General features: G+C 66.4%; 15 protein-coding genes. 12 read left to right on the top strand and 3 right to left on the bottom strand.

Features of this window, described 5'->3' with window-relative positions:
- Position 1: 1 nt before the first annotated feature.
- Genes modA through modC form a run of 3 tightly spaced genes read left to right on the top strand, consistent with a single transcriptional unit; the run spans position 2 to position 2,506 of the window.
- Entirely contained in the window at positions 2–772 is a 771-nt protein-coding gene (gene modA, locus ACMVY4_RS15390; RefSeq protein WP_416896893.1) for a molybdate ABC transporter substrate-binding protein, read from the top strand.
- A complete protein-coding gene (gene modB, locus ACMVY4_RS15385; protein ID WP_416900325.1) occupies positions 769–1,467 on the top strand; it encodes a molybdate ABC transporter permease subunit in 699 nt (232 codons plus the stop codon). Before modA ends, modB begins: the two co-directional genes overlap by 4 nt.
- A complete protein-coding gene (gene modC, locus ACMVY4_RS15380) occupies positions 1,460–2,506 on the top strand; it encodes a molybdenum ABC transporter ATP-binding protein (RefSeq protein ID WP_416896892.1) in 1,047 nt (348 codons plus the stop codon). Before modB ends, modC begins: the two co-directional genes overlap by 8 nt.
- Here modC and ACMVY4_RS15375 read toward each other — a convergent pair.
- Positions 2,503–3,795 (bottom strand): adenylosuccinate synthase, encoded by a 1,293-nt coding sequence (locus ACMVY4_RS15375; RefSeq protein WP_416896891.1) that lies wholly within the window; start codon positions 3,793–3,795, stop codon positions 2,503–2,505. The two genes, modC and ACMVY4_RS15375, sit on opposite strands and share 4 nt — an antisense overlap.
- 25 nt (positions 3,796–3,820) lie before the next feature.
- Positions 3,821–4,957 (bottom strand): ATP phosphoribosyltransferase regulatory subunit, encoded by a 1,137-nt coding sequence (locus tag ACMVY4_RS15370; RefSeq protein ID WP_416896890.1) that lies wholly within the window; start codon positions 4,955–4,957, stop codon positions 3,821–3,823.
- Between the two features lie 179 nt (positions 4,958–5,136).
- Between ACMVY4_RS15370 and ACMVY4_RS15365 the strand changes: the two genes are divergently transcribed.
- The 7 genes from ACMVY4_RS15365 to ACMVY4_RS15335 all read left to right on the top strand — a co-directional run bounded on the left by ACMVY4_RS15365 (position 5,137) and on the right by ACMVY4_RS15335 (position 11,091).
- Positions 5,137–7,704 carry a helicase-related protein gene (locus tag ACMVY4_RS15365; RefSeq protein WP_416896889.1) on the top strand — a complete coding sequence of 856 codons (2,568 nt, stop codon included), beginning with the start codon at positions 5,137–5,139 and terminating at the stop codon, positions 7,702–7,704.
- Positions 7,701–7,982 carry an RNA-binding S4 domain-containing protein gene (locus ACMVY4_RS15360; protein WP_416896888.1) on the top strand — a complete coding sequence of 94 codons (282 nt, stop codon included), beginning with the start codon at positions 7,701–7,703 and terminating at the stop codon, positions 7,980–7,982. The genes ACMVY4_RS15365 and ACMVY4_RS15360 overlap by 4 nt, the downstream gene beginning before the upstream one ends.
- Before the next feature lie 178 nt (positions 7,983–8,160).
- The gene (locus tag ACMVY4_RS15355) at positions 8,161–8,778 is read left to right on the top strand and encodes a class I SAM-dependent methyltransferase (protein ID WP_416896887.1); all 618 of its coding nucleotides are present in this window, start codon (positions 8,161–8,163) and stop codon (positions 8,776–8,778) included.
- Between the two features lie 29 nt (positions 8,779–8,807).
- Complete coding sequence (locus ACMVY4_RS15350) at positions 8,808–9,578, top strand: exodeoxyribonuclease III (RefSeq protein WP_416896886.1); 771 nt, start codon at positions 8,808–8,810, stop codon at positions 9,576–9,578.
- Between the two features lie 7 nt (positions 9,579–9,585).
- Complete coding sequence (locus tag ACMVY4_RS15345) at positions 9,586–9,774, top strand: hypothetical protein (protein WP_416896885.1); 189 nt, start codon at positions 9,586–9,588, stop codon at positions 9,772–9,774.
- Positions 9,775–9,779: 5 nt separating this feature from the next.
- Positions 9,780–10,196 carry a hypothetical protein gene (locus ACMVY4_RS15340; protein ID WP_416896884.1) on the top strand — a complete coding sequence of 139 codons (417 nt, stop codon included), beginning with the start codon at positions 9,780–9,782 and terminating at the stop codon, positions 10,194–10,196.
- A gap of 4 nt (positions 10,197–10,200) precedes the next feature.
- Positions 10,201–11,091, top strand: a complete 891-nt coding sequence (locus tag ACMVY4_RS15335) for a sterol desaturase family protein (protein ID WP_416896883.1) — start codon at positions 10,201–10,203, stop codon at positions 11,089–11,091.
- A 9-nt stretch (positions 11,092–11,100) separates the two neighbouring features.
- Here ACMVY4_RS15335 and ACMVY4_RS15330 read toward each other — a convergent pair whose 3' ends face one another.
- A complete protein-coding gene (locus ACMVY4_RS15330; protein WP_416896882.1) occupies positions 11,101–11,907 on the bottom strand; it encodes a crotonase/enoyl-CoA hydratase family protein in 807 nt (268 codons plus the stop codon).
- A gap of 106 nt (positions 11,908–12,013) precedes the next feature.
- On the opposite strand from ACMVY4_RS15330, the gene cysD reads away from it, so the two are divergent.
- Together cysD and cysN are read left to right on the top strand one after the other, a co-directional pair.
- Positions 12,014–12,916, top strand: a complete 903-nt coding sequence (cysD, locus tag ACMVY4_RS15325; RefSeq protein ID WP_416896881.1) for a sulfate adenylyltransferase subunit CysD — start codon at positions 12,014–12,016, stop codon at positions 12,914–12,916.
- Complete coding sequence (gene cysN / locus ACMVY4_RS15320; protein ID WP_416896880.1) at positions 12,916–14,802, top strand: sulfate adenylyltransferase subunit CysN; 1,887 nt, start codon at positions 12,916–12,918, stop codon at positions 14,800–14,802. The genes cysD and cysN overlap by 1 nt, the downstream gene beginning before the upstream one ends.
- The last annotated feature ends 7 nt before the right edge of the window (positions 14,803–14,809 follow it).

Below are 14,809 nucleotides of genomic sequence, written 5' to 3'. Positions count from 1 at the left end.
GATGCGGCTTCCACTTATACTGATCTCTGCGCTGCTCGTTCTCTGCACCGGTGCGCGCGCAGCGGATGTGACGGTCTTCGCGGCCGCCAGTCTCACGGAGGTGATCGGCGATATCGCCGACGCCTTCGAGGACCGGACCGGGCTGGATGTGGAAATCTCCTTCGCCGGCAGTTCCGTTCTCGCCCGCCAGATCCGCCGGGGCGCGCCGGCCGACGTCATCGTAAGCGCCAATACCGACTGGATCGACTATCTGGAAGACGGCAACGCCATCATCGCCAGGAGCCGCAGGGTGTTCGCGGGCAATCGACTGGCCCTGGTGACGCGTGAGGACAATGCAGAGGCGGCTCCGTCCCTTGCCGCGCTTGCCGCCGATCCGGACTTCGGCCTGCTCGCCATCGGCGATCCCGATCATGTTCCGGTCGGCACCTATGCAAAGGAGGCCCTTCTGGAACTGGGTCTCTGGGAGCGGCTGTCGGAACGCGCCGTGCGCGCCGGCAACACGCGCGCGGCCATGGCCTATGTGCAGCGCGCCGCCGCGGGATACGGGATCGTCTACCGCACCGATGCGTTGGCCTTCAGCGGCATCCGCATCATCGAACTGCTGCCGGCGGAGACGCACGACCCGATCCGCTACGAGGCCGCCATCACCTTCCAGGGCAACGCGCTGAACGGCGAGAACGCTCGGCTGTTCCTCGCCGCCCTGCTGTCGCCGGAGGCCGCCGGGATCCTCGGCAAGGCCGGCTTCTCGACCTGTCCCGAGGACGGCTGCTGATCATGCACCCGCTGGAGACCGCCGCACTTCTGTTGTCGCTGAAGGTCTCCGTCGTCGCGGTCCTGTTCATTCTGCCGCCCGGCATTGCGGCGGGCTGGCTGCTGGCCCGCCGTGAGTTCCGGGGCAAGGCCCTCTTCGACGGGCTGGTCCATCTGCCGCTGGTCGTCCCGCCTGTCGTGATCGGATATGTCCTGCTCTACCTGTTCAGCCCCGCAGGACCGCTCGGCGGACCGATCCGGGATCTGACCGGCCTGACCGTCGCCTTTACCTGGCAGGGCGCCGCGCTGGCCGCGGCCATCGTCGCCTTTCCGCTGCTTGTGCGTTCGGTGCGGCTGTCGGTCGAAGCGGCGGACCCGCGGCTGGAACAGGCCGCGCGGACACTCGGCAAGGGGCCTTGGCAGGTGTTCTGGCGGATCACCCTCCCCCTCTCCGCCCCCGGTGTCCTGGCCGGGGCAGTCCTGGCGTTCGCCCGTTGCCTGAGCGAGTTCGGCGCGACGATAACCTTCGTCGCCAACCTGCCGGGCGAGACCCGAACCATCCCGATCGCGATCTACTCAGTGTTGCAGACGCCGGGCGGCGAAGCGGCCGCGACCCGTCTGTCGGTACTGGCCGTGCTGCTGGCGCTCGTCGCCCTGCTGATCTCCGAATGGCTGGCGCGCCGCATGCGTCGCCAGATCGGCCTCGCCGATGCTTGATTTCGACCTCCGCAAGAGTCTTGGCGACCTCGGCATCGACGCCGCCCTTACTGTCGAACGCGGGGTCACGGTGCTCTTCGGTCCGTCAGGGTCTGGCAAGACCTCGATCCTTCAGATGATTGCCGGGCTGGTCCGTCCGGATTCAGGTCGCATTGCGGTCAATGGCCGCCCGCTCTTCGGAGAAGGAACCGACCTGCCGCCGGAGGCGCGCGGTGTCGGCTACGTGTTTCAGGAAGGCCGCCTGTTTCCACACCTGAATGTCCGCCGGAACCTTATGTTCGGCGCCCGCAGCGGACAGCGCTTCGACGAAGTTGCCGAGATGCTCGCGCTCGATCCGCTGCTGGAGCGCCGGCCGCGGACTCTTTCCGGCGGCGAGGCTCAGCGTGTCGCCATGGGGCGGGCGCTTCTCCGGGAGCCAGCGCTGATCCTGATGGACGAGCCGATGGCCAGCCTCGACGTGGGTCACAAGGACCAGCTGCTGCCCTATCTCCGCCGCTTCTGCGCCCAAGCGGGCTTGCCCGTGCTCTATGTCACCCACTCGGTGGACGAAGCCTTCCGGCTGGGCGACCGGATCGCACTGATCGAACAGGGCCTGATCGTCGCCGAAGGCGCGCCCGAAGATATCTTCGGCGGATCGGGCGCTGCACCGCGCCGGGGCGCTTTGCTCAAGGGCCACGTCGTCGGCCATCATCCCGCAGACGGGCTGACCGAGATCGACATTGCCGGGACGCCTGTCTTCGTATCGTCCTCGGCGCTGGAAGCAGGGGCGAGCGTCCGCATCCGGCTCAACGCCGCCGACATCGCCATCGCGCTGGAGTCTCCCGAAGGTCTCTCGATCCTCAACCGCTTGCCGGCCCGGATCGACGCCATCGATATCGCCGAGACCGGGCGCGCATCGCTGTCGCTGGCTCTCCAGGACGGACAGCGCTTCGGGGCCGGCCTGACAGCGCGGTCGGCCCGAGAACTCCGACTGGCGCCCGGCAGGGAGGTGCTGGCGTTGTTCCGGACCGTCGCGGTGACGCCCGACCGGCTGGACTAGCCCTCGAAGGGATGCCGGACGACGATGGTGTCATCGCGCTCGGGGCTGGTCGAAAGCAGCGAGACCGGCGCGCCGGTCAGTTCCTCGATGGCGCGGACATACTTGACCGCCGCGGCCGGCAACTTGCTCCAAGACCGCGCGCCGTATGACGACTGATCCCAGCCCTCGAACGTTTCGTAGACCGGCACGACGCGGGACTGCTCCGACTTGTTGGCGGGGTAGTAGTTGATGCGGTGCCCGTCGATCTCGTAGGCCGTGCAGACCTTCAGTTCCTCAAAGCCGTCCAGCACGTCGAGCTTGGTCAGCGCCACGCCGTCGATGCCGCCGGTGAGGATCGCCTGGCGCACCATGACCGCGTCGAACCAGCCGCAGCGCCGGGCGCGCCCGGTATTGGTGCCGAACTCGTGGCCCCGCTCGCCCATTCGCCGGCCGATCTCGTTCTCCTGTTCGGTGGGGAACGGTCCGGCGCCCACGCGGGTGGTGTAGGCCTTCACGATGCCAAGAACGAAGTCGATGGTGCCCGGGCCCGTACCGGAACCGGTCGCCGCCTGCCCGGCGACGGTGTTGGACGACGTGACGAAGGGATAGGTGCCGTGATCGATATCCAGCATCGCGCCCTGCGCGCCCTCGAACAGGATGCGCTTGCCGGCCCGGTTGGCCTGATCCAGCACCAGCCAGACGTGATCGGCATAGGCCATGATCTCGTCGGCGACATCCTCGAGTTCCTTCAGGAGATCTGCATGGGCGATCTCGGGTTGTCCAAGGCCGCGCCGGAGGGCGTTGTGGTGTACCAGCAGCCGCTCGATCTTCTCGTCCAGCGTATCGCGGTCGTCGAGATCGGCGACGCGGATGGCGCGGCGGGCGACCTTGTCCTCATAGGCGGGGCCGATGCCGCGCCGGGTCGTGCCGATCTGTCCGCGGCCCGCGGCTTCCTCGCGAATGGCATCAAGGTCCCGGTGCAAGCTCATGATCAAGCAGGCATTTGCGGCGATCTTGAGGTTGTCCGGAGTCACTCTGACCCCTTGCTGATTGAGCCGGGCGACCTCGTCCAGAAAGGCCCGCGGATCGAGAACAACGCCGTTCCCGATGATCGAGAGCTTCCCCGGCCGGACGATGCCGGAGGGCAGCAGCGCCAGCTTGTAGGTGACGCCGTCGATGACCAGCGTATGGCCCGCATTGTGACCGCCCTGGTAGCGGACGACGACGTCAGCCTTGTCGGAAAGCCAGTCGACGATCTTGCCCTTGCCTTCGTCGCCCCACTGGGCGCCCACGACGACAACATTGGTCATGGCATGCCTGCCTTTGCTTGAGGGTTCAGACCAGCGCCGAAACGGCGCCGTTTCGAAGAATATGGCTGCAGCCGAGCGCCTGCGCCTCGTCCGCGGGGTCCGTTTCCGGATCCAGACCGCTCACCACGGCGAAGCCGTTCTCGCGCGCTGCCGCAATGTGCGCCTCGGACGTGCCGTAGGGCGCATAGGCCAGCGGCGCCTGTTCCGACGGCGTCAGGGCCCGGACGACCGCATCGAGATAGACCGTGGCGCCGACGGCGGTCTCGCCGGCATCCGTTGTGTAGCGACCGCCGCGTGCGATCTCGCCACGAACGCCGCGCGCGAAGATCGCGAAGGCGACCCCGCTCTGATACTCGAAGCCGCGATACTCGCCCGGGTCCACGGTCAGCGAGAGCGCCGGATCGGCGGCGGCGACCATATCGACCAGTTCGGCGAGCCGGTCGATCAGCTGTCCGGCCTGTCCCGAAACGCCGAGCGCCTTAAGCCGCGCCATGCCGTCCGCGGCGACGCCGACGGCATCCAGCAGCGCAAAAACGGTCGCGTCGTCGCCCACGACCGCCTTGAGCTCGCCCGCATCCTTGCCGTCCAGGGCCTCCCGCGCGGCGGCGATGGCTTCGGGATCATACCCCTGCCCCTTCAGCACCATCGGCGCCAGCGCCGGCAGGGTCAGGTCGACGGTGATGTGGTCGACGCCGGCCTTGCGGAGCCCTTCGACGACCAGCAGCAGGACTTCGGCCTCGGCGGCGACCGTGTCGCTGCCCAGCAACTCGATGCCTGCCTGGGTGAACTGACGCTCGGGCCGCAGCTGGTCGCCGCGGACGCGCAGAACCTGTCCCGAATAGCAGAGGCGCAGCGGCCTCGGCGCGGCGGCGAGCCGCGTCGCGGCCAGACGGGCGATCTGAGGCGTCATGTCCGCCCGGAGGCCCATCATCCGCTGCGAGATCGGATCCATGAGCCGGAAGATCTGGGCGGTCAGGCCCGCGCCCGGGCCGGTCAGAAGGTTCTCCTCGAACTCCAGAAGCGGCGGCTTCACGGCGCGGTAGCCACGGCCGCGGAAGGTATCCTGCAGGCAGCGGACAGCGTCGAGCTCCACCTCTGCCTGTTCGGGCAGGGCGTCGGTCAGTCCGGTGGGCAGCAGCGCCTTGTGCATCTGGTCGTTCATGGCGGGGCTTCTGGTATCCAAAGCGTCCGGCGGAGGCAATGGATATCGGCGTCCAGCGACAATTCGGGACGGCCGCCCTACATCCCCGCCGACATCCGATTCGCAGGAATTGGACGTTCCGTCATGCAAATGACACACTATCTTGGCTCGAAAGCCTTGGATTTGCTGGATTCTGCTTCATGGCCCTTGCACCGCCGAAAGACGGCGCGGACACTTCATCCATGACCTTCACGGGTGCCGATTCTTTGAAAGGGCACGTGGTCGCGCTCCTGGGCCCGACCAACACCGGGAAGACTCACCTTGCTGTCCAGACCATGTTGCGTCACTCGAGCGGAATCATCGGCTTTCCGCTTAGGCTGCTGGCGCGCGAGGTCTATGACCGCGTCGCGGCCGAGGTGGGACGCTCGAACGTGGCGCTGGTGACGGGCGAAGAGAAGATCATTCCGCCCAACCCGCACTATTTCCTCTGCACCGTCGAGGCGATGCCGGTCGGGCGCAGCTACGATTTCGTCGCCGTCGACGAGATACAGCTCGCGGCGGATCCCGAGCGCGGACATGTCTTCACCGATCGGCTGTTGAACGCCCGCGGTACGGAGACGACGATGTTCCTCGGCTCCGAGACGGCGCGCCCGCTGATTCAGCGGATGCTGCCCGACGCGATGATGACCGGACGCGCCCGGCTGTCGACGCTCTCCTATGCCGGCAAGACCAAGCTCTCGCGCCTGCCCCGGCGCAGCGCGGTCGTCGCCTTTTCGGCCACCGACGTCTACGCCATCGCCGAGCTGATGCGCCGCCAGCGCGGCGGTGCGGCGGTGGTTCTCGGTGCGCTGAGCCCCCGCACCCGCAACGCCCAGGTCGAGATGTACCAGGCGGGCGAGGTCGATTTCCTGGTGGCGACCGACGCCATCGGCATGGGCCTCAACATGGACATCGATCATGTCGCCTTCGCCGCCGACCGCAAGTTCGACGGCCACCGCCGCCGGTCGTTGACGCCCGCGGAAATGGGCCAGATCGCCGGGCGCGCCGGCCGCTTCATGCGCGACGGCAATTTCGGCGTCACGGCGGATGTCGAGGATCTCGACGAGGAACTGGTCTCGGCCATCGAGAACCACCGCTTCGAGGATCTGAAGCAGTTCCGATGGCGCTCGGCGCGGCTGAACTACGACAATCCGCGCGCCCTGCTTCGCTCACTGGAATCGCCGCCGCCCTTTCCCTGGCTCGCGCCGCCGAGGCAGCCCGAGGACCTGATGAGTCTCAAGGCGCTGTTGAAGGACGAGAAGGTCCAGGCGCTGGCCGAAGCCAACCGTGAGCACCTGATCCTGCTCTGGGACGTCTGCCAGATCCCGGACTTCAGAAAGACCATGCACGACAGCCATGTGCGGCTGCTCGGCCATATCTTCGATCATCTGACCGGCAACGGCGTCATCGGCCGCGACTGGATGGCGCGCCAGCTCGACCATCTCGACCGCGTCGATGGCGATCTGGATACGCTGCAATCCCGCCTCGCCCATGTCCGGACCTGGACCTACATCTCCCACCGTGCCGCCTGGCTCGACGATCCCGCCGAGTGGCAGGGCCGCGCCCGGGCCATCGAGGACCGCCTCTCCGACGCACTGCACGCCACCCTGACGCAACGCTTCGTCGACCGCCGCACCGCCGCGCTGGTCAAGAAACTGCGGGACGCCGACGAGGTCGACGCTGCGATCGACGCCGAAGGCAACGTCACGGTCGAGAGCCAGTTCGTCGGATGCCTTAACGGCCTGCGTTTCGTCGCCGACCGGTCTGCGCTGGACAACAAGGCCATGAAGACGGCGGTCCGTCAGGTACTGGCGGGCGCGCTGTCTGTCCGCGCGAAGAAGATCGCCCAGGCCGGCGACGACGAGTTCGCGCTCAACGATGACGCCACGATTTCATGGCACTCCGAGACCATTGCCCGGCTGATCCGCGGACAACACGTGCTGGCCCCGGAAATCACCCTGATCTCTGGCAATCAGCTGGGCCGCCGGGAAGCCGACCGGCTGAAGCAGCGGCTCGAGGCCTGGCTGAAGAAGCGCATCGGATCGCTGTTGCGCCCGTTGGTCGGACTGGAAGACGCGCCGTTCAGTCCCCAGGCGCGGGGCGTGGCCTACCAGCTTGTCGAGAACCTGGGGATCCTGCCGCGGGACCGGGTCGCCGATCATCTCCGGCAGTTCGACGCCAAGGACTACGGCCGCTTCAAGTATCGCGGCGTGCAACTCGGCCACAGCACGATCTACTGCCCGGCGCTGCTGAAACCGGAATCGACCCGCTGGCGGCAGATTCTTCACGACTGTGGCAAGGACGACTGCGAACCCCTTGATCTGGCAGGTCTGGTCTCGATCGACATTGATAAGGATGCCGACCACGGCCGGCTGCTCCGCGCCGGGTACCGCAGCTTCGGCAAGGTCGCCGTCCGGGTGGACATGCTGGAGCGGATCTCCGCCCTCGCCCACCGCAGCGCGAAAAAGGGCGAGGCCGAAGCCGATCATGAAATGCTGTCGCTGCTCGGCGGCGGCGTCGAGCAGCTGGTGCCCGTGCTCACGGGCCTCGGCTTCGTCACCGAACGCCAGGGCGAGGATTCGCCCCTGAAATACCGCGCCCGCGGCCGCCGCGCGAAGCCCAAGAACCAGCGGCGCCGCAAACCCTCCGATCCGGTCAAGAACAAGAGGCCGACCCGGATCGACCCGCACTCACCCTTCGCAGCACTCATGGAACTGAGGTCCAAATGACAGCTAGCGCGATCCGCCTCGATCTCTGGCTCTGGTACGCCCGTTTCTACAAGAGCCGTTCACTGGCCGCCAAGGCCGTCCGGGACAGCCGGTTCAGGATCAACCGCAGGATCGTCAGCAAGCCAAGTCAGCAGGTGAAACCAGGCGATATTCTCACCTTCCCGCGCGCCAACGAGGTCTGCATCGTCGAAGTGGTGCAGACCGGGGAACGGCGCGGTCCGGCCGCCGAGGCGCGGGCGCTGTACAAGGATCTGGAAACGGCCGCCGCCAGCGGCTGAGTCCCTCCGAAGGGAGACTCTCGCGCCCGGCGGGAACCTTGCGGTCACGTGGCGCGTTGCGTATGCCCGGGAGGCCGTCTGCCGCCCGGGCGGCGAACGGCGATGGCATCAGGACCATCGCGACGGGTCCGGGGAGGACACCGATGACTGCAGACACCCTCGCACCGGGGCCGGGTTCATGACCGACCCGACCGCAATCACGATCGACACCTATCGCCGCCACGTGGCCGCCTTCAACCGCGACCGCGACCGCAGCCTCTTTGAACGCAGCTGGCTCGACCGGTTCCTGGCCGCGATGCCCGAAGGCCGCCGGGTGCTCGACATCGGCTGCGGCATGGGCGAACCGATCGCCCGCTATCTGATCGACAAGGAATGTCAGGTGACGGGTGTCGACACCTCGCCCGGCATGCTGGATCTCTGCCGTTCGCGCTATCCGGAACATGAGTGGATCGAGGCCGACATGCGCACCCTCGATCTGGGACGGAGCTTCGACGGGCTGATCGCCTTCGACAGCTTCTTCTTCCTGACCTGGGCTGAGCAGCCGGAGATGTTCCCCGTTTTCGCCGCACATGCGGCGCCCGGCGCGCCGCTGCTGTTCACCAGCGGCCCGGAATACGGCGAGGCGTTCAGCATCTTCGAGGGCGAACCGGTGCATCATGCCAGCCTGGCCCCCGAGACCTATCGGGAATTGCTCGACGGCAACGGCTTCGACGTGATCGACTTCGTGCCCGAGGATCCGGACTGCAACGGCCACAGTGTGTGGCTGGCCAAACGCCGTTATGATCCGGCCTCCTGATCGCCCACCGGATTCGCCGAGGCCCGCCCATGCGCATCGCCACCTGGAACGTCAATTCGATCAAGGTCCGGCTGCCGCACGTCACCGAATACCTGAAGACGGCGGCGCCCGACGTCGTCTGCCTCCAGGAAATCAAGTGCATCGACGAGAACTTCCCGGCGCTGGAGATCGAGGATCTCGGCTACAACGTCGCCGTCCACGGGCAGAAGACCTACAACGGCGTCGCTCTGCTCTCCAAGCTGCCGCTGGATGATGTGTCCACCGGACTGCCCGGTGACGATGGCGACGAGCAAGCGCGTTATATCGAGGCGACGGTCGGCGGGGTCCGGGTCTGCGGTCTCTACCTGCCCAACGGCAATCCCGTGCCTGGCGAGAAGTTCGACTACAAGCTCGGCTGGATGGACCGGCTGATCGCGCGGGCGAAGGAACTGCTGGCCGAGGAACAGCCCTTCGTCATGGCCGGCGACTACAATGTCTGCCCGACCGACGGCGACGTCTGGGATCCGAAGGGGTTCGCCGGGGATGCGCTTTGCCAGCCGGAAAGCCGCAACCGCTTCCGGCAGCTGATCAATCTCGGCCTCACGGACGCGGTGCATCTGCACAACCCGCAGGACCACTTCTACACCTACTGGGACTACACCGCCGGCGCATGGCAGAAGGACCACGGGCTCAGGATCGACCACCTGCTGCTCTCGCCTCAGGCCGTCGACCGGCTGGAGGCGGCCGGTGTCGACCGCGGTCCGCGTGGCGAGGAGAAGCCGTCGGACCACACGCCGGCCTGGGTCGAGCTGTCGGAGTAGTAGGCCAATGGGTGCACTGACCGGCGGCTGCCTCTGCGGCGCACTCCGTTACCGCATCGAGGCCGACGCCACGCTGGACGATCCGGATGCGTTCCGGCCGAGCGAGCATCTCTGGACGGAGAAAGCCGTCCGGTGGGGGCTGATCGACGATGGACTGCCGCGCCATCCGCGGGAGCGCGGCTCGGGTGCCGGCTGAGAGAAATGGACCCCACCGAATTCATTCTGCCCATCGGCGGCATCCTGCTGATTGTCGTTCTGGTCTGGGTCACAGGCGGCAGCCGCGGCAAGCCGGTCGACCGGGATGCGGTTTCAGCGGCCCTTGCGGCGGACGGACACGAAGCCGCGGCGATCGAGATATCGAGAGACGGCCGCGCCGCCGTCGCCTGGATCGACGGCATGGACCGCATGGCCGTCGTCCGCGCGATGGGTGACGATACCGGCGTCACCCTGCTCTCGTCGGGTGACATCCGGCAGTTGAAGCTGGACGGCGGGGACAACGAACTGCATATCCGGTTCCGCTCCTTCGGCCAGCCGCCACTCACGCTGCGGTTCACCGACGAGACGGCGCTGGAAAAGTGGCGCAAGGCGCTGATGCTGTACGCGGAACTGGAAGGCTGAACGGATGGAACTGCCCGATCCAGTGAAACTGGCGATCCCGGCCTTCATCGTTCTGATGATCGTCGAGATCCTGACCTTCCGGCTGGGGCTGGCGAAGGGCAGATATGAACTGCGCGACACGGCTTCCAGCCTGGTCATGGGACTTGGCAACCTGGCCTTCGGCATCCCCTTCGGGATCCTGATCTTCGCAATGACGGTCTGGGTGCACCAGTTCGCCGTCTTCGACATCGGCTACCAGTGGTGGGCCTTCGCGCTGATCTTCGTCGCCGAGGATTTCGTCTACTACTGGTTCCACCGGCTGAGCCACGAGCACCGGATCTGGTGGGCGGCGCATGTGAACCACCACTCCAGCCGCCACTACAATCTCTCCACGGCGCTGCGTCAGACCTGGACCGGCAACATCGCCGGCACCTTCGTGCTCTGGCTGCCGCTGGCGCTGATCGGCTTCCCGCCGCTGCTGATCGTCTTCCAGAAGGGGATCAGCCTCGTCTACCAGTTCTGGATCCACACCGAGGCCGTCGGGCGGCTGCCGCGGCCAATCGAGTGGTTCTTCAACACGCCCTCGCACCACCGGGTGCACCACGCGACGAACCCCCGCTATCTGGACCGGAACTATGCGGGGATCCTGATCATCTGGGACCGGATGTTCGGCACCTTCGTGCCCGAGGATGACGCCGAACCCTGCCGCTACGGGATCGTGAAGCAGATCGGCAGCTTCAACCCGATCCGCATCGCATTTCACGAATGGGTCGACATGATCCGGGACGCCCGCCGGGCCGGTTCGTTCCGGTCCGCCATGGGTTACATCTTCGGCCCACCGGGCTGGAGCCATGACGGCAGCCGCGAAACATCGGCCCAGATCCGCGCGAAGGCCGCCGCCGACCCGTCCGTCTGATCGACGGCGTCAGATATCCCCGTAATCGCCACCACGGCCCTTGCCCGCGGCGAAGCGGGCGGCGCCGGCGATGCCTTCCTCCGCCACCATTGCGGAACTGATTGTCCACTCGCTGTGCAGCGCTGCCCGCATGGGCAGGCCATGCTGCGCCTTCAGCGACCGGCGGTCGGCGTTCATGCATTTCTGCGGAAAACGGGAGATCTGGCGCGCGAGTTCCTCGGCCTTCGCCCTCGCCTCACCTTCAGGGACCACATACTCGCAGAGGCCGATCTGCAGACACTCCTCGGCATCGACGCGCCGGCCGGTCAGGATCAGGTCCATCGCCCGTCCCTCGCCGACCAGGCGCGGCAGGCGCACTGTGCCGCCGTCGATCAGCGGCACACCCCATCTGCGGCAATAGACGCCCATGAAGGCGGTTTCGGCCATCACCCGCATGTCCGCCCACATGGCGAGTTCCATGCCGCCGGCGACCGCCGGCCCTTCCACCGCCGCGATGACGGGCTTCGAGAGCTCAAGCCGGCTCGGGCCCATCGGGCCGATGATGTGGCCCCGTTCATCCGGTGCGAGAGCGAGATCGCTCATGCGGCCGTCCGTGCCGTCCGGATCGCGCTGCGCCGCATTCTTCAGGTCCCAGCCAGCGCAGAAGGCACCACCATCGCCCCAGAACACCGCAACGGATGCGCTGTCGTCCGCTTCGAATGTCAGGAACGCATCGTACAGGGCCTGCGCGTGTTCCGGGTCCATCGCATTCCGCGCCTGCGGTCTGGAATGGATGATGGTCCAGACACCCCCATCCTTCTCGGTCCGTATGGGCATCAATTTCCTCCCGTTGTCGGCAAACGATTTGCATAGCGGACAGTCGGGCGCTAATTCCGTGCCTCCGCAACTGTAATCCCGCTGAATCACGGTAATTTCCCGTAAAATGACACAGCTTTCCCATCTCGACCGCCTCGAATCCGAGAGCATCCACATCATCCGCGAGGTCGCGGCCGAGTTCCGCAATCCGGTGATGCTCTATTCCATCGGCAAGGATTCGGCGGTGATGCTGCACCTGACGATGAAGGCCTTCGCGCCCGGCAAGCCGCCCTTCCCTCTCCTGCACGTCGATACAACCTGGAAGTTCCGCGAGATGATCGAGTTCCGGGACCGGCTGGCCGGGCAGCTGGGCTTCGATCTGATCGTCCACATCAATCAGGACGGTGTGGAACGCGGCATCGGACCGTTCACGCACGGGTCCAAGCTGCACACCGACGTGATGAAGACCGAAGCGCTCAAGCAGGCGCTGGACAAGTACAGGTTCGACGCGGCCTTCGGCGGCGCCCGCCGGGACGAGGAGAAATCCCGCGCCAAGGAGCGTGTCTTCTCCTTCCGCTCGAAGGCCCACCGCTGGGACCCGAAGGCGCAGCGGCCGGAACTCTGGAACCTTTACAACACGCGTGTCGCACCCGGCGAGAGCGTCCGCGTTTTCCCGCTCTCCAACTGGACCGAGCTCGACATCTGGCAATACATCCATCGGGAAGGCATCCCGCTGGTACCGCTCTATTTCGCCGCCGAACGCCCGATCGTGGAGCGCGATGGCGTGCTGAATATGGTCGACGACGACCGGATGCCGCTGCATGACGGCGAGGTTCCCGCGCAGCGGCTGGTCCGCTTCCGCACTCTGGGCTGCTATCCGCTGACTGGCGCCGTTGAATCCAGTGCTGCAACAGTGCCGGATATCATTCTGGAATTGCTGCAATCCCGCGCTTCGGAGCGGCAGGGCCGCGTGATCGACCAGGACCAGATCGGGTCCATGGAGAAGAAGAAGCAGGAGGGCTATTTCTGATGGCCGACACCACGCCGCCGATCGATATCGACGCCTTCCTGGCCGCCCAGGACGCCAAGGACCAGCTCCGCTTCATCACCTGCGGCTCGGTGGACGACGGCAAATCCACCCTGCTCGGCCGCCTGCTCTACGATTCCAAGACCGTCTTCGAGGACCAGCTGGCCGCTACCGAGAGCGAGAGCCGGAAATACGGCACCCAGGGCGAGAAGGTGGATCTGGCGCTGCTGGTCGACGGCCTGCAGGCCGAGCGCGAACAGGGCATCACCATCGACGTCGCCTACCGCTACTTCGAGACCGACCGCCGCAAGTTCATCGCCGCCGATACGCCGGGCCACGAGCAGTACACCCGGAACATGGCGACCGGCGCCTCGACGGCAGACCTCGCCATCATCCTGATCGACGCCCGCAAGGGTGTCCTGGTCCAGACCAGGCGGCACAGCTACATCGTCTCGCTGCTGGGAATCCGGCACGTGGTGTTGGCCGTGAACAAGATGGATCTGGTCGACTACGACCAGGCCACCTTCCACGCCATTGTCGCCGAATACCGGCAATTTGCTGCCCGGCTCGGCATCGAGGACGTGCATGCCATCCCGCTTTCGGCGCTGGACGGCGACAACGTCTTCGAAAAGCAGGGCAAGACGCCATGGTACGAGGGGCCGACGCTGATGCGTCTGCTGGAAGAGATCGAGATCCGTCACGAGGAGGCCGATGCGCCCTTCCGCCTGCCGGTCCAGTGGGTCAACCGCCCCAATCTCGACTTCCGCGGCTTTGCGGGCCTGATCCCCTCGGGAAGGGTGAAGGTCGGCGATACGGTCGCGGCGGCGCTGACCGGCCGGACCTCGACGGTCGCCAGAATCGTCGGGCCGTCGTCGGAGCTGCAGGAAGCGGTGGCCGGGCAATCCGTGACCGTGACCCTCGCCGACGAGATCGACATCAGCCGTGGCGACGTGCTCACCCTGCCCGCCGAAGCGCCTCAGGTCGCCGACCAGTTCGCCGCCCACATCATCTGGATGGATCAGGACCGGATGCTGCCGGAGCGTACCTACGTGATCCGTTTCGCCACCGCGCAGGCCACGGCCCAGGTCACCGACCTGACCCACAAGGTCGATGTGAACACGCTCGATCATCATGCGGGCAAGAGCCTTGAACTGAATGAGGTCGGCTACTGCAAGCTGGCCCTCGACCGCGCCGTCGCCTTCGACCCCTACCGGGAGAACCGCGCGACCGGGTCGTTCGTGCTCATCGACCGATTCTCCAATGCCACCGTCGGCGCCGGCGTCATCAGCCACGGCCTGCGCCGCGCCAGCAACATCGAATGGCACAACATGTCCATCGACAAGCAGGCGCGCGCCACGGCCAACAACCAGAAGCCCCGCGTCCTCTGGTTCACCGGACTCTCGGGTTCGGGCAAGTCGACAGTCGCCGACCGGCTGGAGCAGAAGCTGCATGCGCTCGGCCGCCGCACCTATCTGCTGGATGGCGACAATGTCCGCCACGGTCTGAACAAGGACCTCGGCTTCACCGACGCCGACCGTGTGGAGAATATCCGCCGTGTCGCCGAGGTGGCGCGTCTGATGGTCGACGCCGGCCTGATCGTGCTGACATCGTTCATCTCGCCCTTCCGCTCGGAGCGGCAGATGGCGCGCGACCTGGTCGAAGACACCGAATTCGTGGAGATCTTCGTCGATACGCCGCTGGAGATCTGCGAGCAGCGCGACCCGAAGGGCCTCTACAAGAAGGCGCGCGCCGGGCAGCTGAAGAACTTCACCGGCATCGACAGCGCCTACGAAGCGCCGGAAAGCGCGGAGATCGTGCTCAAGGCCGGCGAAGCCAGCCCGGACGAACTGGCCGACCAGATCATCGCCTGGCTGGACGCCAACGCCTGATCCGAGC

It is taken from the genome of Minwuia sp. (genome assembly GCF_048007105.1).
Classification (GTDB): Bacteria; Pseudomonadota; Alphaproteobacteria; order Minwuiales; family Minwuiaceae; genus Minwuia.
Note: the sequence above shows the minus strand (reverse complement) of the source record. Positions and strands in the feature narration are given on the sequence as shown.